This is a genomic window from Acaryochloris sp. CCMEE 5410 (assembly GCF_000238775.2).
Taxonomy (GTDB): Bacteria; Cyanobacteriota; Cyanobacteriia; order Thermosynechococcales; family Thermosynechococcaceae; genus Acaryochloris.
This window is the reverse complement of the sequence record NZ_AFEJ02000002.1, coordinates 1069916-1093514: the sequence shown is the minus strand read 5'-3', so window position 1 is coordinate 1093514 and position 23599 is coordinate 1069916. Positions and strand designations below refer to the sequence as shown.

Genomic DNA, 23599 nt, shown 5'->3' with positions numbered 1-23599 from the left:
CTGAATCCTTCATTTTCTGTATTCCCGGTCACACTCTCCAGCATCTAAGTTAAGTATGCTGGAGACGAGTTTAAGCGAATCTTAAAGGGTTGCCCCACCCTCTTAGATCCAGGGAGCAGATGGATCTTTGAAAGTACTTCTTCTTCATTTTCTTTTGATGCAAGGTGTGCATAGGCCCATAAACTCAGCTATTCTAAAAGAAGAGTTAAATGCTGAGTGATTATTCCTCACCTATTTGGAAGACAGTTATGAGTCCTCTTTCGTCTCCTACAGCTAATCATTATCTCTCTGATGATTCAGAGCTATTCTGGCCTGATCTCAAGCAAGTCATCTCCAGTAGCTCCGGCTTTAAGCGCTGGGTGCTTGAGCGCGGATTAGATGCAAATGCCCAAGGCAAGACCCTAGAAGTGTTGGTTCGGTCCTACCTCAAGCAGACCCTAGAGACCTTAGCCTATTAATCCATTGGGCCTAGTTTCTGATGGATTAAGCGCCTTATTTATATTCCACAATTTGCTGGGTTCGACCTGCGATCCGGTACCAATGGAACTGGAGCTGCCCTTGAGCCTCTGGCAGCTTACCCAGTACACAGAATAGTGCATACGTTGCAGATGCTGACCAAGAATGCTTGGAGTGCTGTGTCCAGCATATCTTTGCAGCTAGCAAGACATAAACTACCCCACCCGCTAGGCTCCATCCTTGGCTCCCAGGCAAAGTTGCCAACAGGGTAATGGGCAGGATAAATCCCCAGATCCAGCTCCGCAGACTTTCTTGCACCCAATGGCGTTCGGGAGGTGCTCCATGGAGCCATGCCCCTTCTGCATAGGCATGGCCAGCTCGAACGGTACGCTGCCACCATTGACTAAACTGGGTGATTTGGGCATCATGCCAGGTCATATCAGCATCAATGCGAAGAATGCGCCAATGGTTGCGCCGCAGCCGCAGACAGAGTTCCGGCTCCTCTCCTGCAATCAAAGAATCTCGATATCCGCCCACTTGTTGAAGGGCTGAAATCCGCATCAGGGCGTCTCCACCACAAGCTAGTGCTTCACCGATGGGCGTGTCCCATTCCATATCACAGAGCAGATTATAGACAGACTGTTCAGGAGATTTTTCTCGTCGCCGACCACATACGACCGCCACATCGGGATACATCACTAGCGTAGCTAGGGCGGTGGTGCACCAATCAGGGGCTAACTGGCAGTCCCCATCCAGAAACTGGATAAATGTCAGCTGGGGATATTCGGTGCAAAGATATTTATATCCAGTATTACGTGCACGAGCTGCCGTAAAGGGAATGGATAAATCTAAGGTCAACACTGTGATTCCTAGGTCCGTTGCCCAGGTGACACTGTCATCTGTAGAACTGGAGTCCACATAAACAATATGGGCGATAGGAACTTGTGCGATCGCAGAATTCAAACAAGCCTTGAGACGCTCTCCTTCATTGCGACCAATGGCCACTAAGCCAAGGGTTTGTTCTGCGGGTGCGGGTTTAACGACGTCCTGAGGCATATAAGTATTATGCTAATGCTAGCGTTCCTACTCTCCGCTCGGGATAGGGAGACGATGAAGGGTCAAGATTTTAGCTGGGATGCCCACGGCTGTCTCTCCAGATGGAACGTTCGACAAAACAACTGCATTCGCCCCGATATTGACATCATTCCCCAGCTCCACATCTCCCAAGATTTTAGCGCCTGCCCCAACATTTACTCGTGCCCCCAGCTTAGGGGCATCAAAAGGGTGTTCTAGGTAGCGATTCCCTAAGGTAACGCCCTGACGAATAATACAGTCATCGCCAATCTCGCTATCCCCATGAATAACGATGGCTCCTTGATGCTCAATGACGACTCGACGCCCTAATTTGACGGTGTAGGGCAAGTCAATGCCATAAACATTGCGAATGTAGCGGTAATGTCCCCGATAAATCAGGCTAAAAGGGGCTCGTATCAGCTTCGGTTGAATTCGCATCCGCCACCCCCCAAACCGATGCACGGCAACTGCGCGAAATCCCGGTTTGGTCCAGTCCGACTGATGGGCTCGCCAGTCTTCGATAATTTGTTGCCAGAGACTTAAATCCCGCTGCGACATTGTCCCCCCTTAATCAAAGCACTATTGCAGAAGAAGTCTTGTAGAAGGTAGGGGGGATCGACTTGAGGTTTGTGCTGGACGAATTGCCGAAGCTGCCAGAGGGAAAAGCCCCCCAACCATGCTAAATCCGTCAGGACCGAATACAAATGACTGTGGTGTTTGTGGAAGTATCGATGGCGAGAGTCAAACCAATATTGAGGTCGTCGCTGTTGGGTCGCTTGGGCTCCCGTTACCCCTGAACTTTGCCCGACCAGATGAACCACGCGACTGGCGGGGACATACCAACAGGCCCAATCAGCGTGTCTTGCCCTCAGGCAAAAATCAACTTCTTCGTAATACATAAAGAACTCGTCATCCAGCAGCCCAATTTGCTCAAAGACCTGGCGTCGGATCATCATGCTGGCCCCGGCTAACCAATCTGTGGCCACCGCCTCCTTAGGAATCGGTGGTGCTAATATCCACCTGGATAGAACTTTAGACACCAGTCCCAACCGTAATCCCTGATCTAGCTCACTCCAGATGGTATGGAATCGAAAGGCTGAATATTGTGGGGTACCATCTAAATGCTCTAGACGGCTGCCCGCGATGCCCACATCAGGGTGTTGTTTGAGAAATGCTAGTAAGGTCTTGAGGGCTCCAGGGCAAACCACCGTATCGGGGTTTAACAACCAAATATAGTCAGGGGGTTGAGCCGACTTGAGAGCAGGACCAATTACAGCATTGTTGCCAGCTGCAAATCCCCCATTGGTATCCAAGGTTCGGAGTGATACCCATTCTTGCCAATGATGAGATGCGATCACATCCTGCAATACGACAACGGATCCATCCCCAGACTGATTATCAACAACGACAACCCGCGTATTCCCATGGTGCTTCACCTCTGCTTGCAAAGACTGCAAACAATCGATCGTTAGCTGGGGCGTTCGGTAATTGACAATCACAACCAGCAAAGAAGGTGATGGTGACTCTAACATCAATCAAAGGATTCGTTGAAGGGAATAAGCCTTTCCTATTTCTAACATCTGTAAAGAGACAGCGCAGTTTCCCCTGGACAAAACTCTGACGAATGCCAAGGTCCCCTTTACCACGCCTCTAGTCTTCGTCTGACAGTGGAATGAGAAGGATGCTTTTTTTGCACCTATCGTCCATGAATATTTGCCGGGCTATCAACCGACTCAACACCCTCGCAATATGACGTGGAGCTGCGAGGGGCAAATCCTATCTTCAGCCGCTAGTAGAAATGCAAGGTGTGAAGTAAGGCGATAGCTCTGGAGGCATCGCTTTTGGATCGTTTTTAATACTGGCTTGGGCTTTCGTAAAGATTTGAATCGCCTGCACTTGTGAATGCTGCTGCTGCATTTGTGAAATCGAGCATTGGCAAATCTGGGAGGCTTTATCAGCAGTATCCCCTTTCACTTCTCTTAATTTTTTAGTGCACTCGTAAGTATATAAACGCACCAATTGGGGGTTATAGGTATATTTGGCAGATGAAATTTGAGTCGGACTTTCGTGGTGAGCCTTTGCCTGACTCGGAAGCAAAAAACTAGAACACCCTACTGTACTCGCAACAGTCAGGGTGATGGATAAAGCTCGGATAGAACGAACCATAAAACTTCTCCTGTAAGTGAAAAGAGTGAAGAACAACACCAAGGAATCGGCCTGCTTTGGAACTGAATGATCGAACCTTTGTAATCTTAGGTTGATAATTCATCTATTTAAGCCTTCCCTGCGACAAAGCGCTATTTAAGTTAAACAATTTAGTTTATTTTTGACACATTTCATCATATTTGCAGTACTTCTTGCATGATGTGTCTTACTTCTAGGATGTTCCCGAGCTCACCTTAATTTGTCAATTGTTATGAAGCGTGATGAAAAAATATTTTTAGCGAGGCTATCCATCGCAAGGGATAGATTCCTCTACATTTCTCATAGGTTCTGCTACCAATACCCAGGTACTATTGAGAGGCAAAGCCACTCGTCAACGTTTTCCCTATGTCATCCGCACAACTGCGATTAAATTTAATAGAAGGATCCGTTACTTTTAGTTTTACGGCCGAAGCAGCCCAGGAGTTTAAAGCTGCCATTGCAACCTTAATGACCAGCCTGAAGGCTGTTGCCAACAAAACGCCTGGAGAAAAGGTACAGCCCCAACCTTCCATGGAGTATCAGTATACTGGGGACGTTTTTTTGGAATGCTTTTGCAACCCTAATATTTGGCCTAGTCCTTTTGCAGCAAAAGTTTTAATTACCGTGAGGGATGATCGAATTCGACTCACAACCGAAGCTGAACTGACCCGTACCATCGAAGATCTAAATGAGTTTATTGAAGCAAACGGATAAGTCAATTTAGGCTTGGTTCTTAGCTTTGCTCTTGGGAAGATGGATTCAGTCCCCATCTCTACATCAAACTTGGACAGGTGGGATCGCCATCCGATAAGCTACTCAAGAGTGGGATATTACAATCATTCACTATTAAGTTCTAGTTAGAGGTATCAGCATGGGTTTTGTCGCCTACATTTTATTTATCAGTCTTTTTACAGGTATGGCTCTTGGTCTCTATTTTGGGCTCAAGGCCGTCAAGTTGATCTAAGACAAAGGCATCCATCCGAAAGCTTGGCCGGAATATAGGATCCCCCAAGCTTTCGACCAGAATTTTTCGTTTGAAGAATGCTTCAAACCCCGTCATAAGTTAGCCAAGATTGTGGTTGCGATCGCACCTGCCATTCGTTCTCCTCCCCAAACCTTCTAGAATAGGGGGGAGTTATTGCAATAAGGCAAACGCTACATGGTCACAAAGGCTCCTGCAAAGACTGAATATGAAGCGGTAATTGGTTTAGAGACCCATTGCCAGCTCAGTACAGACACCAAAATTTTTTGTAACTGCTCCACTGCCTTTGGCGCAGATCCGAATCACCAAGTTTGCCCCGTGTGCATGGGCATGCCTGGTGTTTTGCCCGTCCTTAACGAAACGGTTTTAGAATATGCCGTCAAGGCAGGTCGCGCTCTCAATTGTGAGATTGCTAAATACAGCAAATTCGACCGGAAGCAATACTTTTACCCCGATCTGCCCAAAAACTATCAAGTCTCCCAATTTGACTTACCCATTGCCGAGCATGGTTGGTTAGAAGTCGAAATTGTTGATGAACAAGGGGAAGCCACCCGCAAAAAAATCGGCATTACCCGTCTACATATGGAAGAAGATGCAGGCAAATTGGTCCATGGTGGCAGCGATCGCCTAGCGGGTTCCACCCACTCTCTGGTGGACTTTAACCGCACTGGCATCCCTCTAATAGAGATTGTCTCTGAACCCGATATGCGCACGGGGTTAGAAGCCGCCGAATACGCCCAAGAGATTCGCCGAATTGTTCGGTATCTTGGGGTTAGTGACGGCAATATGCAAGAAGGGTCTCTGCGGTGCGACGTCAATATTTCTGTCCGTCCTCGGGGGCAGAAAGAATTTGGTACCAAAGTAGAAATCAAGAATATGAACTCCTTTAGTGCTATTCAACGGGCTATCGATTATGAAATTGCCCGCCAAATTGAAGCCATTGAAACGGGTGAACCCATTATTCAAGAAACGCGGCTATGGGAAGAAGGCGCACAACGTACCATCGGCATGCGCAGCAAAGAAGGCTCTAGTGACTATCGCTATTTCCCAGAGCCAGATCTAACCCCCATTGAAGTTGCCCCCAGTCTGCTCAAGCAGTGGCAGTCAGAACTACCAGAACTTCCTGCAGCCAAGCGTCATCGGTACGAGGAAGAAATTGGGCTGTCCCCCTATGACACTCGTATCCTCACGGATGATCACGCCATCACTCAATATTTTGAGACCACCTTAAAAGCGGGCGCTTCGGCCAAACAGGCAGCAAACTGGCTAATGGGAGATATCACCGGCTATCTCAACAATGAGAGCTTATCCATTACAGACATTGCCTTAAACCCTGAAGCCTTAGCTGAGCTCATTGAGCTTATCGAAGCCAACACCATCAGTGGCAAAATTGCCAAAGAGCTTTTGCCTGAGCTGCTGACAAAAGGCGGTTCTCCTAAAAAACTAGTCGAAAAGAAAGGACTCACTCAGATTTCGGATGCTGCTACTTTGGAATCCCTGATTGATGAAGTATTGGCTGCCCATCCCCAAGAGCTGGAACAATACCGCAACGGTAAAACTAAACTGCAAGGCTTTTTTATGGGACAAGTCATGAAACGCACTAGTGGACGGGCTGATCCTAAAGCTACGAATCAGATGTTGGCTAAAAAGCTTAAAGGTTAAAGCCGATTATGACTCCTTGGTGCAGATGAATTCAGACTCATTTATGGATGCAGCCATCGAAGAGGCTCAGCGGGGGTTAGCGGCTGGCGGAATTCCGATTGGCTCTGTAGTGGTCAAGGATGGGAATATTGTGGGTCGGGGCCATAATCTAAGGGTGCAACAAGGCAGTGCGATTTTACATGCCGAGATGAGCGCTCTGGAAACCTTGGGGCGCCAACCTGCCGTGTTTTACCAAGACGTTACGTTATACACCACCCTGTCACCCTGCAGCATGTGTACAGGCGCTATTTTGCTCTATAAAATCCCCCGCGTGGTCATAGGCGAAAATTGGACCTTTATGGGAGAAGAAGCCTTGCTGAAATCTCGTGGAGTCCAGGTTACTGTCCTAGACTATCCCCAGTGTCACCAAATGATGCAGGCGTTTATTAAAGGCACCCCTCAACTTTGGTACGAGGATATTGGAGTTGAACAAGCCTGAAGCTCAACTCAAGCCGAAACCAAAATCCCAGTCTCAAGATGCTTATTATCTTGAGACTGGGACAGGTTAAAGACGAAAACGGTTCGGTTTAAGCGTTGGGAGCAGAAACCCGCTCAATTTTGGCACCTAAGCCCCGTAACTTCTGCTCAAAGTCAGAATAGCCTCGGTCTAGATGCTGTAGACCTTCAATGCTGGTTTTACCTTTGGCGGCTAGGGCGGCGACCACGAGTGCTGCCGTTGCCCTCAAGTCAGTTCCTGTTACCGGTGCCCCTGACAAGAATGGCACACCATGAATCACAGCAATATTGCCCTTCACTCGAATATCAGCCCCCATCCTGACCAATTCAGGAACATGGCCCAAACGATTTTCGAATACTGTTTCAGTCACAACACTGTTTCCCTCACTTAAGGTCAGCAGAGCCATGAAAATGGATTGCATATCGGTGGGGAACCCCGGATAGGGAAGCGTCTCGATTTCGGTCCCTGTATGAACCCCTTTAGACTGGATCCGCAATCCCTGTTGGGCATCCGGTGTCAATTGAAATCCGATAGACCTGAGTTTAGCAATGACTGCAGTTAGGTGATCAGGCACGACAGGCGACAGAAGAATATCAGAGTGGGTAATCGCTCCCGCCATCAAAAAGGTGCCTGCTTCAATCCGATCTGGCACAATGTTGTAATCGGTGCTGTGCAGTTTAGGAACACCAGAAATGGTAATCGTTTTGGTGCCCGCTCCCGTAATCTTGGCTCCCATGGATATACAGAAGTTTGCCAAGTCTGCAACTTCAGGCTCCTGGGCAGCGTTATCCAAAACGGTTTCCCCTTCGGCCAGGGTTGCAGCCATCATCAGGGTTTCGGTCGCCCCCACGCTGGGGTAATCCAGATAAATCTTGGCGCCTTTAAGTTTAGAAGCATAGGCATGAACGACACCATGTTCAATGTAAACTTCGGCTCCAAGCTGCTTTAGACCTCGAACATGAATTTCTACGGGTCTCGCACCAATGGCGCAGCCGCCGGGTAAAGGGACTTTGGCAACGCCCATTCGGGCTAGTAATGGACCAATGGCAAAGAAACTGGCCCTTAGCTTACTGACGAGTTCATAGGGGGCATCCGTTGTGGTGATGTGGGTCGGATCCAACTCTAAAACATCGTTATCTTGCTTAATTTTGACCCCTAAGGCTTTGAGGATTTTGGCCATTCCTTGGATATCTGCAAGGGATGGAACATTCCGCAAACGGCAGGGTTCTGAACAGAGGAGTGCCCCAGCCATAAGCACGAGGGCGGAGTTCTTGGCTCCACTAATGTTGACTTTCCCTTGGAGTGGTGTCCCTCCCCATACCTCAAGGATCGACGAGTTTGCTTTGGTCGAAACAGACTGATCCACTATGCTAACGGGGGAAGAAACGGTTTTAAGAGTATTCAATGGCCTACACCACACCAAAAATTTTCAGGAGAATGTGGTCTAGAGTGTACCCTAAAACCGGCCAAAAAATCAGAACTTTTGTAACATTTCCCTCATATTCCGTATCAATTGTAGTGAATTCTTTATTCGTATTTTCTTTCGCCAATGACTCCTACTAAAGTTTGGCCACGTTTTCTACGGTTTCCCCATCATGCCAGCTTATCAGTCTGGTTAATGATTACGGGCATTATGATTACCCTGTTTTTTGTCATTATTGCTCTAATAGCTCCCTCTTTAGAGCAATGGAATTGGATTCAAGATCCAACCTCCACCAGCATTCTTGAAAATATTCCCCATAGTGCGCCCTCTGGTAAGCATTGGTTTGGTACGGACAAGCTCGGGTATGACGTCTTTGCTCGAACAGTTTATGGGGCTCGGGCTGCCCTACAAGTTGTGGTGGCAGCAACCTTATTTAGTGTTGTTTTTGGCGTTATTTTGGGACTCATCAGTGGGTATCTTGGGGGCTGGGTAGATCGAATCTTACTCTTTTTAATGGATTCGATTTATGCCATTCCAGGTTTACTGATTGCCGTAACCTTGTCCTTTTCGATTGGTGAGGCAGCCCGAGGAGTTCCGAGTGCTGCGGCTGCGTTAGGTGTAGCTTATATCCCTAAGTACTATCGTGTGGTTCGTAACCATACCGTCAGCATTAAGACAGAGCTGTTTATGGAAGCCGCTAGAGCTCTAGGGGCTTCTCCTTGGCGAATTATTACGCGATATCTCTTCGGTAATGTGATTCAAAGTGTGCCAGTTTTGTTCTCTTTAAATGCCGCAGACTCTGTTTTAACCCTGGGAGCCCTGGGCTTCTTGGGTCTAGGTTTGCCCGCTGAAATCCCAGAATGGGGATATGACTTAAAAGTGGCCCTAGAAGGATTCACTGGGGAAGTGTGGTGGACCACCCTATTTCCTGGCTTAGCAATGGCCTCATTATCGGTGGGATTATCCCTTGCCAGTGAAGGTCTAAGTGAGTTTTTCAATCCTCTACAGCGGCGGGATGCCGATCAGAGCTAAGCACCAAGGTAAGATGATGGTGATTGCTGTGAGGTGACTCCACAACGCTTTATGTGGGCTGTTCTTTCGCCTTCCGGTATTCCCCCTCCCATCACACTTTTTTATACCCATACGATGTGGTTCTTGGTCAGACGTAGTGATGATACGGAAGATGCGATCTCATCCTCTCCCCCCCAAGCATTTTTCAACCTCAAATTACAACGCTGCTTTACTTATTCCAGCCCAAGATCTAACCCTGATCAAACAAAGCAAAGGCTTCTGGACATACCTCTATGAAGCTAATTTCGGCATTCCAACCCCTGCGCCACCTCACTCAGTCCAGTCGCTTTGCCATTATTGAAGCCTGTCTGATTGGTCTTATTTCTGGTTTAGCAGCCGTCGCCTTACAGGATGGGATTGGGTGGTTAGGGGGGCTACGGATATCTTTAGCCAACCAGTTTCATTCTCCTCTGATGCTGCCGTTAATAGGGGTTATCGGTGGTTTAACCGCAGGGTTGCTGATAGAAACCATTGCCCCGGATGCCAAGGGGAGTGGTATCCCTCAAGTGAAGGCTGCACTGGCACAGTTTCCCATTGCGCTGAATTGGCAAGTCGCCCTGGTTAAACTGGTCAGCGGCATCACTGCCCTGGGAACCGGATTACCTTTAGGGCGGCAAGGGCCTACGGTGCAATTAGGCGCTGCTCTGGCCGCACAGCTAAGCTACTGGTTCCCTACAGCTCCCAACCACCGACAGCAAATGATTGCAGCCGGGGCCGGGGCAGGACTCGCAGCAGGGTTTGCAGCCCCCATTGCTGGGGTCTTATTTATTGTCGAGGAGCTGTTGCATGACTTATCTGGATTAACCCTGGGGACCGCCATTCTGTCTTCCTTTATCGGTGCAGTTGTTGCCCATGTTTTAGGGGGGCAAAACCTATCTATCAGCTTTGAACAGGTCACCACCGCCACCAGCTTCTCCGTTCCGGAAATTCCCTTCTTTATTTTGCTGGGGATTTTGGCAGGAGGATTTGGAGCCATATTCAATCGAGGCCTGCTCCTCAGTGTTGATCTAAACCGCCGCCTCAAGTTCCTCGGGTTACCCTGGCGCATCGGCTTAGCAGGCGGTATTTGTGGCGGTATTATTGGCCAACTGCCCAGCATTTTCCAGGACAATACGGGGCTCAGAGGACTATTGGGTTTAGGGGATCTGGGTTGGCAGTTGGCTCTAACAGCCTTCGTTGTCCAGTTTGGACTAACCCTGATTGCCTATGGTTCAGGGGCTCCAGGCGGATTATTTGCCCCCAGCCTAGTCATGGGGGCCGCCTTAGGGAATTTAGTAGGGCTAGGTCAGGCTCAACTACTCGGTGCTGGTTTACCCACGACTTATGCGTTTGTGGGCATGGGGGCGTTTTTTGGGGCCGTTAGTCGTGTCCCTGTCACCGGGATCGTGATTATCTTTGAAATCACCCAGGATTTCAATCTCGTTCTCCCTCTGATGATCAGCTCTGTAGTCGCCTATCTAACCGCTGAGCAAGTCAATCAAAGTTCTATCTATGATTTGTTGCTACAGCAACAAGGGATTCAACTCCAAAATGCATCTCCCTCTGCCCAACGGATGTTAGATGCCCTGACTGCAGAAGACATTATGCAGCGGCAAGTGGAAACGTTACCTAGCGATCTGTCTTTAGATGCAGCCCGAAAGATTTTTTCCCGTTCCCACCATCGGGGTTTTCCAGTGCTCGAAGACCGACGATTAGTGGGGATCTTGAGTCGCACGGATCTCAATCGAGTGACGCAACAACAGAAACCCGGCGATACCTTAATCCGGGATATCATGACGTCCCAACCCTTAACGGTCGGCCCCACGGCTTCCTTGTCAGATGTCCTTTATATTCTCAATCGCTCCCATATCAGTCGTCTCCCCGTATTAGATGGACGCAAACTCATCGGCATCATTACCCGTGCCGATATTATTCACGCCGAATTTGATCACATTTCCGGCCAGAAACAACAGGATAATCAGGCTTTTGCCCCGTCCTATGGTGTCTACCTAACTCGAGGGCCCGCCACTGGCGAAGGGCGAATCCTCTTGCCCCTCGCGAATCCTGACACGGCTGAAACCCTCCTAAAGGTTGCTGTAGCCATGGCTCAAGCCCTGAACTATGAGTTAGAGTGCCTGCACATTATCCGTCTACCTCGTAATCGTTTACCAGCTGAGACCCCCGTCCAAACCGTCAAAGGTCGGCGACTTCTACAAAGAGCAATTCGGTATGGCCAACGCCACCAAGTGTCTGTTCATACCCAAATCATTGCGGCTCAGGACGTAGCCCAAGCCATTTTGGAAGTCGAACAGACGGAGCATATCAATCTCCTGCTTATGGGGTGGCAAGGGCAATTTTTTTCTGGTGGACAGATTGGTAATCCCACAGTTCGGACGATTCTCCAGCAGGCCAAAAGCCAAGTCTTGGTGATAAGACCTGCCGCCCACTTTAATAGGAGTAAAAACCAGCGTTGGCTTATCCCAGTGTCTGGAGGGCCCAATGTGCAACAAGCGATTCAACTGTTGCCAGCCCTTGTTCCCCTTAGCAAGTCACCCAAACTGAAATTGTTTCAAGTTTATCCCCCCAGTAGTGATCTGCCTGACCCCAGCATTCTCGATCACTACTCACAGTTCCTCAAACAGGCTTGCCCGGATAGCGCAGTCAAACGGACACAAATTTGTGCTCAAAATGTGGCAGACGCTATTGTGGAACTGGCAAGGCTCCAAAAGACTGACATCATCGTCATTGGAGCCAGTCCAGCTGGGTTAGTCCACCAAGCACTTAAGGGAAACATCCCCCTAGCTATTGCCCAAGGGACAGAGGCAACCATCATTTTAGTGAGAGGCTCTGGAACCAACGTTGTGGTTTAGCTGTGCCCTGAACAATGTCAGGTAATGGAACATTGACCCAAACGTCTGACTCTTTATTAGATGGTGAGAGGCAATGTCCAAAATGATCAAACTGAGAAGAAAACGACGACGTTCAATCTGGGGCCTCATCTTTTTATTAAGCCTATGGAGTTGTGTACTGGGCTGGGGATTAGCTCACATCCAAACCTCTGTGGCCATTGAAACTGCCCCCTTAGCCCAAGCCTCAGAATCCCTGCCAACCCCTGAGTCTGTCGGTGGCGTTGATCGGGTCCCTCCTCAGCTCAAGCAGGGTGAAAAACTCTATCAGCAACGGTGTGGAACGTGCCATGTCGCTTTACCCCCACAAGTATTACCGAGCCAAACTTGGCAGACCCTCTTACCGGACACCAACCATTACGGCGTAGTGTTGCCCCCGTTTAGAAATCCAGAACTTACCCAGACCTGGGAATACCTAAGATTCTTCTCTCGACCGATGAGAGAAGATGGTCTTCGCCCCATTCCATACCAAGTTAGGCGTTCAACATTCTTTAAGATCTTGCATCCCGGTGTTGATTTTGCTGAACCAGTCACCCCTGATACCTGTGTTCGGTGTCATCCGGGTGTTTCCCAACTCAACTTCCGTCAGTTAAGCCCTGAGTGGACGCAATAGTCTGTCTGGAGAAAGGCTGAGGTCCTGCTTAGGCCAGGTTATCCCTAGGCACAAAGTCGTTCAGTGACATTATCAAGTCAATCCCAAAACAGCTAAATTCAGACAATGAAAGAGTTCTGGCGTTGGGGGTTGAAGGTATGATACTGCTTGCTTTATATTTAGTACGATCGTTCGTTCTAAAATACCAATGATTTCTTTTTATTATGCCAAGCCATCCCTCTTTAGCCGTCCCGTTTGGATCACGCTCCTTGAGAAGGGGCTAACGTTTGATCCGATATACGTAAATATGGGGGGCGATCAATTTACTCCAGAGTTCAGAACCCTCAACCCCTTTTGTCGGATTCCGGTACTAGTGGACAATGGCTTGACGATTACAGAATCCCAAGCCATTTTGGATTATTTGGACCTGCAATATCCCCAACCTAAGTTGCTGCCCGCATCTGTCCAGGCAGTTGCCAAGGTGCGACAGGTGCAAATGATTGCTGTGAATGAATTGGTCCCAGCGATTGGTGAGTGCTTGATGAAAAAGCCAGACCAACAAACCTATGCTAAATATCGGGCAGTGACGGTGCTGAATATATTTGAAGGGCTTCTAGAAGCCCCCTATTTTGGTGGCGATGGTTTAAGTTTGGCGGATATTGTGGCAGGCTCGTTTGTCCCGGTACTTGGTGACTTAGGATTTACATTGGATCAACAGCCAAAGTTACAGCGCTGGCTCCAAGTGCTGATGGCCAGACCTGCTTGGCAGCAGACTCAATTATCTGCTCCTGAGAAAGATCGGTTTATGCGAAGTATTCGAGCCCTGGCCAAACTATGGCAAAAGCGGCGTCGCCAGAGGGCTGATGCATTACTTGTTCCCAAAAAAACACTCCCCCAACCATAGGTTAAGGGAGTGTGGTATAAAGCAATGGCTAACTAGGCAAATGCCATCCTTTCCGATTCCTTGGCGGCCATGGACTGGATTAAATCAATCATGCGATTGGAGTAACCCCATTCGTTGTCATACCAAGCCACAACCTTAAAGAAATTAGAGTTCAGTTCCATACCCGCTCCAGCATCAAAAATGCTGGAATGGGGATCACTGGTGAAATCCGTAGAGACAACGGCATCTTCGGTATATCCCAAAATTCCTTGGAGTTCCCCGTAGGCAGCGGTTCGCATGGCTGCACAAATATCGGCATAGGTGGTAGAACGCTCTGTGCGGAAGGTGAGGTCAACAACAGAGACATCAGGAGTCGGAACCCGCAGGGCCATCCCCGTCAACTTACCTTTGAGTTCGGGCAGAACTAGGGTGACCGCTTTGGCTGCACCGGTGGAAGCCGGAATAATGTTTTGGGCTGCACTTCGGCCTCCGCGCAAATCTTTTTTGCTGGGGCCGTCTACCGTCGGCTGTGTGGCAGTCATGGCATGAACCGTCGTCATCAGTCCTTCGGCAAAACCAAAGTTATCGTGAATGACTTTGGCAATGGGGGCCAGACAATTGGTGGTACAGCTGGCGTTAGATACAACCGTATGTTGCTGGGGATTGTAGAGGTCATGGTTAACTCCCATAAGGAGCGTCGGAACCTTCTCAGGATCCTTTTCTTTCGTAGGGGCTGAAATAGCAACCCGCTTGGCCCCGGCGGCGAGATGTTTTGAGGCAGTATCAAAGGTGGTGAAGAGTCCTGTCGCTTCCACGACATACTCTGCCCCTAGCTGGCCCCAGGGTAGTTCTTCTGGATTACGAATCGCGGTACAGGGGATGAATTTGTCATTGACCATAATGCCCTCAGACGTAGCCGCAACTGTGCCACGAAAGGGACCATGGGTTGAGTCGTACTTCAGTAGGTAAGCGATGTTCTCGGCAGGGACTAAATCATTAATGCCGACAAATTCAATATTGGGATTATTGATCCCAGCTCGGAATACTAGTCGACCAATACGGCCAAACCCATTAATGCCTATTTTTATAGTCATTGAGAACCTCATAGGAAGGAGTACTAAGCACTTGCTTTAGGCCCTATTCATGCAGCGAAAATCAGATGTCTCTCAGCCAGTCCTATCGCTCTGAGCTGCTAGAGCGATAAGATCTGACCATCAAATCATCTAACCGGAACTCAATCTCTGTTCAGTTGTAGATAAACAGAAACACAGCGGTCAAAGATAAATTCAATTTGGGAAATGCTGACTTTTTTGGCGTTAAAGGGACTGTAGAGATAGAAAGCCTTTACAAAGTTGTGCAGTTTTGATGATGAGACGAATATGGCTCAACAACTACCACGTTAAGAGAGGTTCATGGATGACAGGATTTTCCTAAGCAATTTTTTAGATCAGTTATCTATTCAAGATATGGTTGAAAGACTGCCTTTACTTCCAAAGAATACCGACCGTGATTGCATCCCTGACGCACCGGACAAAAATCGTTGCTACTATTGGTCCGGCCAGTAGCTCCCCAGAGATTATTCGCCAAATGGTGAGGGCCGGAATGGATGTGGCTCGCTTAAACTTTTCCCATGGCACTTATGAACAGCATGCCCAAATGGTAAAGCTGTTGCGGTCTGTGTCTGCAGAACTCGATACGCCTATTACGTTGCTACAGGATTTACAAGGCCCCAAAATTAGAGTTGGCCAGATTGCAGATGGGGCAATGAATTTAGTTGTAGGCGAACGGTTGACGTTAGTGGCGGAAGAGCACTTTCACAACCAACCACAAACCGTGGCCATTGACTATCCCTATTTGGCGAATGAAGCCCAATCTGGAACGCCTATTTTGATGGATGATGGTTTGCTGGAATTACGGGTGGCACAGGTTGAAGGGGATCAAATCCATTGTCAAATTATTCAAGGTGGCATTTTAGGCAGTCGTAAGGGGGTCAATCTTCCGAGTCTAGATTTGCAGCTTCCCTCTTTGACGGACAAGGATCGGCAAGACTTGGAGTTTGGCCTGTCCCAAGGGGTGGACTGGGTCTCCCTTAGCTTTGTCCGTCGGGCCGCCGATATTCATCTGCTCAAAGAGGTGCTAGCGCAGCATGGGGCAGCAGATGTACCGGTGATGGCCAAGATTGAGAAACCCCATGCGATCGCAAATCTGGAAGCGATTCTGGATGCTTGTGATGCGGTGATGGTGGCCCGTGGCGATTTAGGGGTTGAAATGAGTGCGGAAAAAGTCCCTAAACTGCAGAAGCAGATTATTCGGGCTTGTAATAAGCGCAAGCTCCCCGTGGTCACCGCCACCCAAATGCTGGACAGTATGATTCGCAATCCTCGACCGACGCGAGCCGAAGCCAGTGACGTTGCCAATGCCATTATTGATGGCACGGATGCAGTGATGTTGTCGGGAGAATCGGCGGTAGGCGAATATCCCGTTAAATCGGTGGAAATGTTGGCTCGGATTGCCACGGATGTGGAACCTGATTTGAACTTCGTTAATAATCCACCCGCCTGCTTTGATGAGACCCATGCCCTCAGTGAGGCCCTCAGTGCGATTCAGGACGTACTGACCTTAAAGTGCATTGCCGCTTTTACCTCATCGGGTTACACCGCAATGATGGCGGCAGGCGAGCGGCCTCGAACTCCGGTCATTGCCATTACCCCCTGTGAAAAGGTTTACCATCGCCTTAATTTGGTTTGGGGCGTCAAGCCCATTTTGATTGACCACCAGGTGGAATCCTTTGAAGAGCTGGTATCCCAAGCCCAATCATTTTTACTGGCTAAACAGTTTGTGGAGTCTGGAGACAAAATCTTGATTATTGGCGGCATTCCTACCCAACGAGCTAGGGGGACTAACTTTATCAAGATTCATCGGATTGAGTAGGGGAATTTAGCGCTTTTTTTGGCGCAGCCCCCATTTCTGTAGCTCCACCGCCCAAAAGCCCAGGCTGGCAACCCCAAGACAGAGCAGTAGCTCAATAACAGTAAGGGGCTGAGTCTCGAAGATCTTTTGGAACATTGGGTTGTAGAGGACCAATAATTGGAGTCCTGTAGTTAGGATCACCGATCCAAGTAACGGCTTGTTGCTCAAAACTCCCATTTTGAAAAAAGACTCTTGCTCACCTCGAATGGCCTGAACTAGAAAAATTCGAGAAAACGCCAGGGTCGTAAAGATAAAGGTTTGCCATTGGGCCAAATCCAACTGCCAACCCCAGTAACCCACCCCTAAAAACAGACAGCCTAACCATAATCCGATCCAAGCAATATCCCGACCGACACCCCGGCTAAACAAATTCTCGGTCGGAGAGTAGGGAGAACGACGCATAATGTTGCGCTCTGAGGGTTCTACACTCAACCCAATCGCCAATAAACCATCAGCCAACAGATTGATCCACAAAATTTGCAGGGGTAGAAGCGGAATGGGCATCCCCACCAAGGGAGCCATCAGGATCACCCACAGTTCACCACAATTGCCGCTAAGGGTGTACTTAATAAATTTGCGAATATTGTCATAAATGACTCGTCCTTCTCGCACGGCCGCCACAATGGTGGAAAAATCGTCATTTAGCAGAATCATATCTGCGGCCTGTTTGGCGACATCGGTGCCCGTGATACCCATGGCGACCCCAATATCGGCTTGTTTCAGGGCAGGGGCATCATTGATCCCATCGCCTGTCATGGCCACAACCTGCCCTTGCTGCTGCAACGTACGTACAATCGCCAGCTTATGTTGAGGAGAGACCCGAGCATAAATCGAAACCTGCTGCACAGACTCAGAGAGCTGAGCTTCATTCAACTGGGATAAGTCTTGACCAGTCAGGGGTGGGCGGCTGGAAATTTGTAGCTGTTGGGCAATAGCGTTGGCGGTAATCGGATGATCCCCCGTAATCATCACCGGGCGAATCCCTGCGGATTGGCATAAGAACACGGCGTCTTTGGCTTCGGGGCGGGGCGGATCAATCATGGCCACCAATCCCATAAAAACTAAGTCTTGTTCCAGATTTTGTGGGGACAGCCCATTCGGACTTTGGGGAAGCCAGCGCAGGGCAATCCCCAAGATACGTTTTCCTTCAGCGGCTAAGCGGTCATGGATTTGAAAGATCTCGCGGCGTTTCGTCTCGGAGAGCGGTTCGACCCGATCTGGACTCCAAATATGACTGGATAAATCTAATAGACGGTCGAGGGCTCCCTTGGTAAACATCAGATTTAAGGAGCTGAGGGGCGCGGGAGCCTGTTGAGCCAGGGCTTCCAGATAGGGCATTGTCTTAAACGGATGCACGGTGCTCATCAATTTGCGATTGGCGTCAAAGGGCAGTTCCTGATGTCGAGGCAGATCTTGACGGAATTGAGGTGGCCAGGAGCCCAACTGGGCTGAGACGGCTAGCAACGCTGTTTCAGTCGGATCCCCGAGAAAACGATAGTGGTCAGGGTGCTCAGGGTCCGATTCTAGGCAGGCATCATTACAGAGGGCCAGCCCGGTCAACATAACATTGAGGGCCGATTGTTGATGGGGTTGGAGGTGCTGCACACCTGGATGGGGAGGGTGCTCGGGGGTCAAGGGTATGGCGGTAGTCGGGAGGGTGATTTCTGTATCTGCAAAGACCAAATCTGTGACGGTCATGCGGTTTTCAGTCAGGGTCCCGGTCTTGTCCGAACAAATGACCGTCACGGACCCCAGGGTCTCCACAGCAGGCAACTTCCGAATCAGAGCCTGATGTTTCAACATCCGCTGAGCCCCCAACGCTAGGGCAATGGTGACGATGGCAGGTAACCCCTCTGGGACCGCTGCTACCCCTAAACTCACCGCTGTCAAAAACATAAACCGCAAGTTTTCGCCTTGGAGTAGTCCTATGAGAAAAATAATGAGGATTAGGATTGTGATTGCGATCGCAAGTTGTTTACCAAACTGATCCAACCGCTGCTGCAGTAACGTCGGGCTAGGCTTTGCCGTTTGGATCGCTGCGGCAATCTGACCTAGCTCTGTTTTCATCCCAGTGTCAGTGATAACCGCTTGACCTCGCCCATAGGTAACGGCAGTCCCCATATAGACCATATTGTGGCGTTCGGCTAAGGGGCACTGACCTGCTAAGGCATCAATCGTCTTATCAACGGGTTCCGACTCACCCGTTAGTGATGCTTCTTGTATTCGTAAGGAGGCACTATCAATGACTCGGCCATCGGCAGGCACCAAGTTTCCTGCCTCAAGACAGATGATATCGCCTGGGACTAGAGACTGAGCCCCGATTGTCTGCCAGGCCCCTTGACGCCTGACTCTAACTTGGGGGACAGCCAGCTTTTTAAGAGCAGAAATCGCTTTTTCAGCCTGATAGTCTTGAAAGAAGCCTAGTCCAGCATTGAAAATAACGATAGCTAAGATCGCTAGGGCATCTTTAAGATCTCCTAGCAAACCCGATAGAACTGCAGCCACAATTAAAATCAAAACCATGGTGGCCGTTAGCTGTTTCCACAGCATTTGCCAAGGACTTTCGCGGCCTTGTTCAATCAGTTCATTCAGACCATAGGTCTGTTGCCGAATCGCTGCCTCAGTGTGGGGAAGCCCCTGATCAAGAGAGGTGTCCAGATGATTCAGGACGTTCTCTGGATGCAGTTGATACCACTCCATACTGGCTTCCCTCTAAATGCATGGCCTTTTACCCCCGCCCCACCAAAGACAGGGATCCATTGCTCTACCCCAATTGTAGTGATTGAGGAGCAGGATATATCCAAATAGTGGACAAGAAGAGAGATAACTTATTGCGATTCATTGAGTTTATCTGGATCAATCCAGGTATGTTTTAGGCTCAGAAATGTTCATGCTTGGGATCATCAGGGATCAGCCTCAGAATTATTCACCTAAGACGGAAATTAAGCCAAAATTAAGTTATTTAGCAGAGTGTATTTATGGTCAACTTAGCTGAGATTCCGTCTGGTTCGTCCCCGTGGAAATTGGGACGTCTGGCTCAGCTATTGCTTTTGGCCGTGGTGGTGCTCACCTATAGCGTCATTGAGATGGCGGTGGCGAATTCACTATTTCTCACCCATGTAGGCGCAGATGGTTTGCCCTTAGCCTTTATCTTGATTGGCCTGTTTTCAATCCCAGCCTATGCACTGTTTTCTCAAGTCGTAGATCGGTATAGTCGGCCTCAACTCTTTCGTTACATGCTGATGCTGGCTGCAGTAATGGCTGTCGGCATGCGGTTCCTGCTCGCTGAGACCGGGCTCGCCACCTACTATATTGTTCTGATTTTGGTCTTTTTTCAGTGGGACTTTCATAACAATATTCTCTATGCCAGCTTACTGACAGATTATTTTTCGGCTCTGGATTATAAGCGGTATGCCCCGTTCATTGGCATGGCCCAGGCGGGGGGAACCCTGGTTGGAGGGGGATTGACGGCGTTGCTATCACACTTTTTCTCGACCCGAGAACTCCTATTGGGGTTACCCGTGATTTTTGGGATTGCGATCGCACAATTGTTCTTTCTGGAAAATACCCAGCGCCAAATTGAAACCGTTGGCAAAAAAGACAATGTGGGCATGATCGAGGCCCTGAAGACCTTTCCCGACTTGGTGAAGCGCTACCCGCTGATGCTGTTTCTAGCCGCCAGCAGTTTTTTGTTGGTGATTATCTACCTATCTGCCGAATTTTTATGGTTTAGCATCTACGCCAATAACTTTACGGAAGATGCCCTCACCGGCTTCTTAGGCTTGATGCGGGTGAGCGTCAGCGTTATTCAGGTGCTGGTGCTCTATTGCTTTACCCGTCCTCTTTTGCACTGGGTCGGGGTGGCCCGCATGAATGTGGTCTATCCCTTAACCACCCTGTTTGGTCTGTTTGGCATCGTCCTGCAAACCAGCCTGCCTGCTGCCGTCGCCCTCCATATCAACGGAGATGGCCTCTACAAAAGCATCAACATCCCGGTTCATCAGCTTAATTACAATGCCGTTCCCCGAGAGTTTCTCGGTCGAATTCGCACCCTCAGCGATGGCTTTTTCTATGCAGTGGGCTTGACCTCAGCGGGGGGACTGCTATTGATCTGCCATCATTCTCTCAGCCTGGCCCAAATTTCCTGGATTGCCATTGGCCTAACTTGCGTCTTATTTGGTCTGCGCTTACCCATGGGCAAATACTATGCCCAGGGCCTGGAAGAAATGATTCGTTCGGATGCCATTAATTTGGATGAGCTGGGGGATGTGCAAGCGCAATTTCCGGCAGAGTCCAATGCGGTGATTCGCGACTTGCTCAAAGATAGCGATCGCTACACTCAAATTAAGGGTCTGGAATTTGCAACCCAATTGGGGCAACCCAGCCAGTTTTATCTGGATGTCCAGCCCTTGCTAGGACAGGATGATCCCGAGTTGCAAACGGCTATCGTTCGTCTATTCAGCACGAATCCCGATCCAGAAACCGTCGCGATTTTCGAAGACTGCCTTCTGACTGTCTCTGGACCGCTCCGCTCCACCGCCTTAGAGATACTAATTGCCAATCGTTATCCCTTTACGGCAGAACAGCTACAAATCCTTTTAAAAGAAGCCGATCCAACCATTCGGTCCTTAGCCGCTGTCGCCGTCGATCAAGTCGGCCAAACGGACGAGACCCTGCAATCCACCTGCGATCAAATCTGGTACTCAGGTCTGTCTGAAGCTGCGGGTCAAGCCGTTGTGCGGGTGATTGCCTGCAGCCAAGATCGTAGCTTGATGCCATTGCTCACAAAATTGCTGATCCAGGACGACCCTGGCATCCAGCAAGAAAGCTTGGCTATCCTTGCTACTCTGGGCCAAGCGGGGGACCGAGATCTCGCAGATATTGCCATTACAGCCCTCGATCATCCTGCTCCGCTGGTGCGAGCTGCAGCCTTTCAGCTATTGGGGGTGGTCCATGTCCCTGATTATGTCACCCATATTGCCGTAGGATTTGAAGATCCTGATCCTCGGGTTCGACAGCAGGCAGCTCAGATTTTGCCCGCCTATGGCAAGGCTGGATTGCTGATGGCCCAAGAGAGCTTATCTGCGGATGATACGGAAGTTGTAAAGACTGCGATCGCAGCCATCGGACAGGTGCGCAATCGCCAGGCCGGCAAGATCTTGTATGAACACCTAGCGCCTGAATTTCAGCAGCTCGTCCATACTCGCAAATGGCAGCAGCAAATCCCCAGCACAGACCCCACTTGGCACCCCTTAGCCTTAGCCATTGAAGATTTTCACAATCGCCTCTTGCAAAAGGTGCTCTACATTTTGGCCTGTTTGGGCCATGACCGCACCGTCAACGCCATTAATCGGATTTTGAGCACCAATGAGCAAAAGGATTTGGCCAGCGCGGTCGAAGCCTTGGCTTCCTTGAAAAATCGTCGCTTTGTCTTACCGCTTCTGCCCGTGCTGGAACAGTTTGTCAAAAAAGAGCCGACGAGTGGACGGAGCTGTGTTGAACCCCAATGGATGCGCGATAAAGGGTATAAATTACTGTTAGAAGCCTTGGAAACTCAGGATCGATGGATTCGGATCGGGGCTTTAATTGCCCTAGCGGGGGTACCCTCTGCTTTAGTCAATGATCCAGATCCCCTGGTCAAAACCGTGGCAGAACAGATTTTTCTGTCGGTTGATCCAGATCCTTTACCCACCCATCAATTTATGAAACGCCTGCTGCTGCTCAAAGAAGTCGCTCTGTTTAAGAATCTATCGCTGGATGAGCTACTGCTGATTGACCAAACTCTAGAACAAGAGCAAAAACTGGCTGGGGAAACTATCTTTTCAGAAGGCAGCTGGTGTACTCACTTCTACATCATTGCTGAGGGTAAGGTTCAGATTGTGAAAAACATTGATGACCAATCCCGCGATTTAAAGCAGCTTTCTGTCGGTGAATATTTTGGGGAAGTGGCTTTGTTTGATGACGCCCCCCATTGGGATGGAGCTGTCGCGTTAGAAGATTGCACATTGCTAAAGCTGGAGAAGAACCGCTTTATTAGCCTAATGACCCAGCGCCCCCATATTATTTTGGAAATTTGCCGATTCCTGAGTCAGCGCCTTCGAGAAACGGATAATTATCGATCTTTAGGAACCCTTGAAACTTCTCAACTCTCAGAAGTTCAATCGTAAGCAGGTTCTACACTAGAAATAGAATCAGCTACTCTGGCATCAAATAAAGCCATTACAGAATGATGCTATGGACGACGAGATAGGACGGCACCATGACCCTTGCTAGTCAACGGAATCTCTCATTTACAGAATTTCTGGACCAATATCCAGAAGATGGATTTTATGAGCTAGTTAACGGAGAAATTGTACGCATATTGGCCACTCGGCAACATGAAGATATTGCTGGTTTTATTGCGGATGTCTTCAAGGCAGAAGTGAGCCGATGCCAGATGAACTACAAAGTATCGGATCGCATCGTCTTGGCCACCCAAACCCAAACGGGGCAAGAACAAGGGCGTCATCCTGATGTCAGCGTGGTTGATCAAGCTATTTGGCGGTCCAATCGGACCGCTTATACAGCCCTTCGGGAACCGATTCAGCTTGCGGTTGAAGTTGTTTCCACCAACTGGGAAGACGACTATGAAGACAAACTAGATGAATACCAAAGATTAGGAATCCCAGAATACTGGATTGTGGACTATCTTGCTTTGGGAAGTCGTACTTACCTGGGCTTCCCTAAACAACCTGCTGTGTTCGTTTACCAGTTGGATGCCCAAAGCCACTATCAATTCCAGCGATTTCAAGAAAACGATCTGATCCAATCTTTGACTTTCCCAGAGCTGCAATTGACGCTGGGTCAAATCTTGATGGCCTAAGGATAAGCTAGAGCTAAAAGTCCAATTACCTATGGTGGGGTAGCCTGATGGCAACCTGC

Annotated in this window: 19 protein-coding genes; 12 read left to right on the top strand and 7 right to left on the bottom strand. The window is 49.1% G+C overall.

All coding sequences use genetic code 11. The features are described from left to right. The first annotated feature begins 248 nt into the window (after positions 1 to 248). A complete protein-coding gene (locus tag ON05_RS25865; protein WP_012161540.1) occupies positions 249 to 458 on the top strand; it encodes a hypothetical protein in 210 nt (69 codons plus the stop codon). A 34-nt stretch (positions 459 to 492) separates the two neighbouring features. On the opposite strand, the gene ON05_RS25860 is transcribed toward ON05_RS25865, so the two are convergent. The 4 genes from ON05_RS25860 to ON05_RS25845 all read right to left on the bottom strand — a co-directional run bounded on the left by ON05_RS25860 (position 493) and on the right by ON05_RS25845 (position 3696). Next, the gene (locus ON05_RS25860; RefSeq protein WP_010477058.1) at positions 493 to 1512 is read right to left on the bottom strand and encodes a glycosyltransferase family 2 protein; all 1020 of its coding nucleotides are present in this window, start codon (positions 1510 to 1512) and stop codon (positions 493 to 495) included. A 27-nt stretch (positions 1513 to 1539) separates the two neighbouring features. Further along, complete coding sequence (locus ON05_RS25855) at positions 1540 to 2088, bottom strand: serine O-acetyltransferase (RefSeq protein ID WP_010477060.1); 549 nt, start codon at positions 2086 to 2088, stop codon at positions 1540 to 1542. Next, positions 2070 to 3062, bottom strand: a complete 993-nt coding sequence (locus ON05_RS25850) for a glycosyltransferase family 2 protein (protein WP_010477062.1) — start codon at positions 3060 to 3062, stop codon at positions 2070 to 2072. The genes ON05_RS25855 and ON05_RS25850 overlap by 19 nt, the downstream gene beginning before the upstream one ends. Before the next feature lie 250 nt (positions 3063 to 3312). Then, positions 3313 to 3696, bottom strand: a complete 384-nt coding sequence (locus ON05_RS25845) for a hypothetical protein (RefSeq protein WP_010477064.1) — start codon at positions 3694 to 3696, stop codon at positions 3313 to 3315. Between the two features lie 384 nt (positions 3697 to 4080). On the opposite strand from ON05_RS25845, the gene ON05_RS25840 reads away from it, so the two are divergent. The 4 genes from ON05_RS25840 (at position 4081) to ON05_RS25825 (ending at position 6836) form a co-directional block, all read left to right on the top strand. Beyond that, positions 4081 to 4428 (top strand): hypothetical protein, encoded by a 348-nt coding sequence (locus ON05_RS25840; RefSeq protein ID WP_010477066.1) that lies wholly within the window; start codon positions 4081 to 4083, stop codon positions 4426 to 4428. 157 nt (positions 4429 to 4585) lie between these two features. Next, positions 4586 to 4678, top strand: coding sequence for a cytochrome b6-f complex subunit PetL (gene petL, locus ON05_RS25835; protein WP_071826383.1), 93 nt, complete (start codon positions 4586 to 4588; stop codon positions 4676 to 4678). Positions 4679 to 4873: 195 nt separating this feature from the next. Then, positions 4874 to 6358 carry an Asp-tRNA(Asn)/Glu-tRNA(Gln) amidotransferase subunit GatB gene (gene gatB, locus ON05_RS25830; RefSeq protein ID WP_010477067.1) on the top strand — a complete coding sequence of 495 codons (1485 nt, stop codon included), beginning with the start codon at positions 4874 to 4876 and terminating at the stop codon, positions 6356 to 6358. A 25-nt stretch (positions 6359 to 6383) separates the two neighbouring features. Next, a complete protein-coding gene (locus ON05_RS25825) occupies positions 6384 to 6836 on the top strand; it encodes a nucleoside deaminase (protein ID WP_029315449.1) in 453 nt (150 codons plus the stop codon). An 88-nt stretch (positions 6837 to 6924) separates the two neighbouring features. Here the strand turns inward: ON05_RS25825 and murA are convergent, their stop codons facing one another. Next, positions 6925 to 8220, bottom strand: a complete 1296-nt coding sequence (murA, locus tag ON05_RS25820; protein WP_029315450.1) for a UDP-N-acetylglucosamine 1-carboxyvinyltransferase — start codon at positions 8218 to 8220, stop codon at positions 6925 to 6927. A gap of 183 nt (positions 8221 to 8403) precedes the next feature. Here murA and ON05_RS25815 point away from each other — a divergent pair, with 183 nt between their 5' ends. From ON05_RS25815 to ON05_RS25800, 4 genes are all read left to right on the top strand, one after another. Continuing rightward, positions 8404 to 9309, top strand: coding sequence for an ABC transporter permease (locus ON05_RS25815; protein WP_012161551.1), 906 nt, complete (start codon positions 8404 to 8406; stop codon positions 9307 to 9309). Between the two features lie 272 nt (positions 9310 to 9581). Next, entirely contained in the window at positions 9582 to 12197 is a 2616-nt protein-coding gene (locus ON05_RS25810) for a chloride channel protein (RefSeq protein ID WP_010477074.1), read from the top strand. A 73-nt stretch (positions 12198 to 12270) separates the two neighbouring features. After that, complete coding sequence (locus ON05_RS25805; protein ID WP_010477076.1) at positions 12271 to 12846, top strand: hypothetical protein; 576 nt, start codon at positions 12271 to 12273, stop codon at positions 12844 to 12846. Positions 12847 to 13033: 187 nt separating this feature from the next. Beyond that, entirely contained in the window at positions 13034 to 13729 is a 696-nt protein-coding gene (locus ON05_RS25800; RefSeq protein ID WP_010477078.1) for a glutathione S-transferase family protein, read from the top strand. 32 nt (positions 13730 to 13761) lie between these two features. On the opposite strand, the gene gap is transcribed toward ON05_RS25800, so the two are convergent. Beyond that, the gene (gene gap, locus ON05_RS25795; RefSeq protein WP_010477080.1) at positions 13762 to 14802 is read right to left on the bottom strand and encodes a type I glyceraldehyde-3-phosphate dehydrogenase; all 1041 of its coding nucleotides are present in this window, start codon (positions 14800 to 14802) and stop codon (positions 13762 to 13764) included. A gap of 415 nt (positions 14803 to 15217) precedes the next feature. On the opposite strand from gap, the gene pyk reads away from it, so the two are divergent. Further along, positions 15218 to 16639, top strand: coding sequence for a pyruvate kinase (pyk, locus tag ON05_RS25790; RefSeq protein WP_039781246.1), 1422 nt, complete (start codon positions 15218 to 15220; stop codon positions 16637 to 16639). Between the two features lie 6 nt (positions 16640 to 16645). Here pyk and ON05_RS25785 read toward each other — a convergent pair whose 3' ends face one another. Continuing rightward, on the bottom strand, positions 16646 to 19378 hold the full coding sequence (locus tag ON05_RS25785; RefSeq protein ID WP_010477084.1) for a cation-translocating P-type ATPase: 2733 nt from the start codon (positions 19376 to 19378) through the stop codon (positions 16646 to 16648). 278 nt (positions 19379 to 19656) lie between these two features. Here ON05_RS25785 and ON05_RS25780 point away from each other — a divergent pair, with 278 nt between their 5' ends. Both ON05_RS25780 and ON05_RS25775 read left to right on the top strand, forming a co-directional pair. Then, the gene (locus ON05_RS25780; RefSeq protein WP_010477086.1) at positions 19657 to 22845 is read left to right on the top strand and encodes a cyclic nucleotide-binding domain-containing protein; all 3189 of its coding nucleotides are present in this window, start codon (positions 19657 to 19659) and stop codon (positions 22843 to 22845) included. 92 nt (positions 22846 to 22937) lie between these two features. Then, positions 22938 to 23540 carry a Uma2 family endonuclease gene (locus ON05_RS25775; protein WP_010477087.1) on the top strand — a complete coding sequence of 201 codons (603 nt, stop codon included), beginning with the start codon at positions 22938 to 22940 and terminating at the stop codon, positions 23538 to 23540. Positions 23541 to 23599: the final 59 nt, after the last annotated feature.

Coding starts and splice junctions, on each gene's coding strand:
- ON05_RS25800 (WP_010477078.1), top strand. CDS start 13,034: ATGATTTCTTTTTATTATGCCAAGCCATCCCTCTTTAGCCGTCCCGTT.
- ON05_RS25855 (WP_010477060.1), bottom strand. CDS start 2,088: ATGTCGCAGCGGGATTTAAGTCTCTGGCAACAAATTATCGAAGACTGG.
- ON05_RS25775 (WP_010477087.1), top strand. CDS start 22,938: ATGACCCTTGCTAGTCAACGGAATCTCTCATTTACAGAATTTCTGGAC.
- ON05_RS25845 (WP_010477064.1), bottom strand. CDS start 3,696: ATGGTTCGTTCTATCCGAGCTTTATCCATCACCCTGACTGTTGCGAGT.
- ON05_RS25860 (WP_010477058.1), bottom strand. CDS start 1,512: ATGCCTCAGGACGTCGTTAAACCCGCACCCGCAGAACAAACCCTTGGC.
- ON05_RS25865 (WP_012161540.1), top strand. CDS start 249: ATGAGTCCTCTTTCGTCTCCTACAGCTAATCATTATCTCTCTGATGAT.
- petL (WP_071826383.1), top strand. CDS start 4,586: ATGGGTTTTGTCGCCTACATTTTATTTATCAGTCTTTTTACAGGTATG.
- ON05_RS25785 (WP_010477084.1), bottom strand. CDS start 19,378: ATGGAGTGGTATCAACTGCATCCAGAGAACGTCCTGAATCATCTGGAC.
- gap (WP_010477080.1), bottom strand. CDS start 14,802: ATGACTATAAAAATAGGCATTAATGGGTTTGGCCGTATTGGTCGACTA.
- ON05_RS25805 (WP_010477076.1), top strand. CDS start 12,271: ATGTCCAAAATGATCAAACTGAGAAGAAAACGACGACGTTCAATCTGG.
- ON05_RS25840 (WP_010477066.1), top strand. CDS start 4,081: ATGTCATCCGCACAACTGCGATTAAATTTAATAGAAGGATCCGTTACT.
- ON05_RS25825 (WP_029315449.1), top strand. CDS start 6,384: ATGAATTCAGACTCATTTATGGATGCAGCCATCGAAGAGGCTCAGCGG.
- ON05_RS25780 (WP_010477086.1), top strand. CDS start 19,657: ATGGTCAACTTAGCTGAGATTCCGTCTGGTTCGTCCCCGTGGAAATTG.
- ON05_RS25850 (WP_010477062.1), bottom strand. CDS start 3,062: ATGTTAGAGTCACCATCACCTTCTTTGCTGGTTGTGATTGTCAATTAC.
- gatB (WP_010477067.1), top strand. CDS start 4,874: ATGGTCACAAAGGCTCCTGCAAAGACTGAATATGAAGCGGTAATTGGT.
- ON05_RS25810 (WP_010477074.1), top strand. CDS start 9,582: ATGAAGCTAATTTCGGCATTCCAACCCCTGCGCCACCTCACTCAGTCC.
- ON05_RS25815 (WP_012161551.1), top strand. CDS start 8,404: ATGACTCCTACTAAAGTTTGGCCACGTTTTCTACGGTTTCCCCATCAT.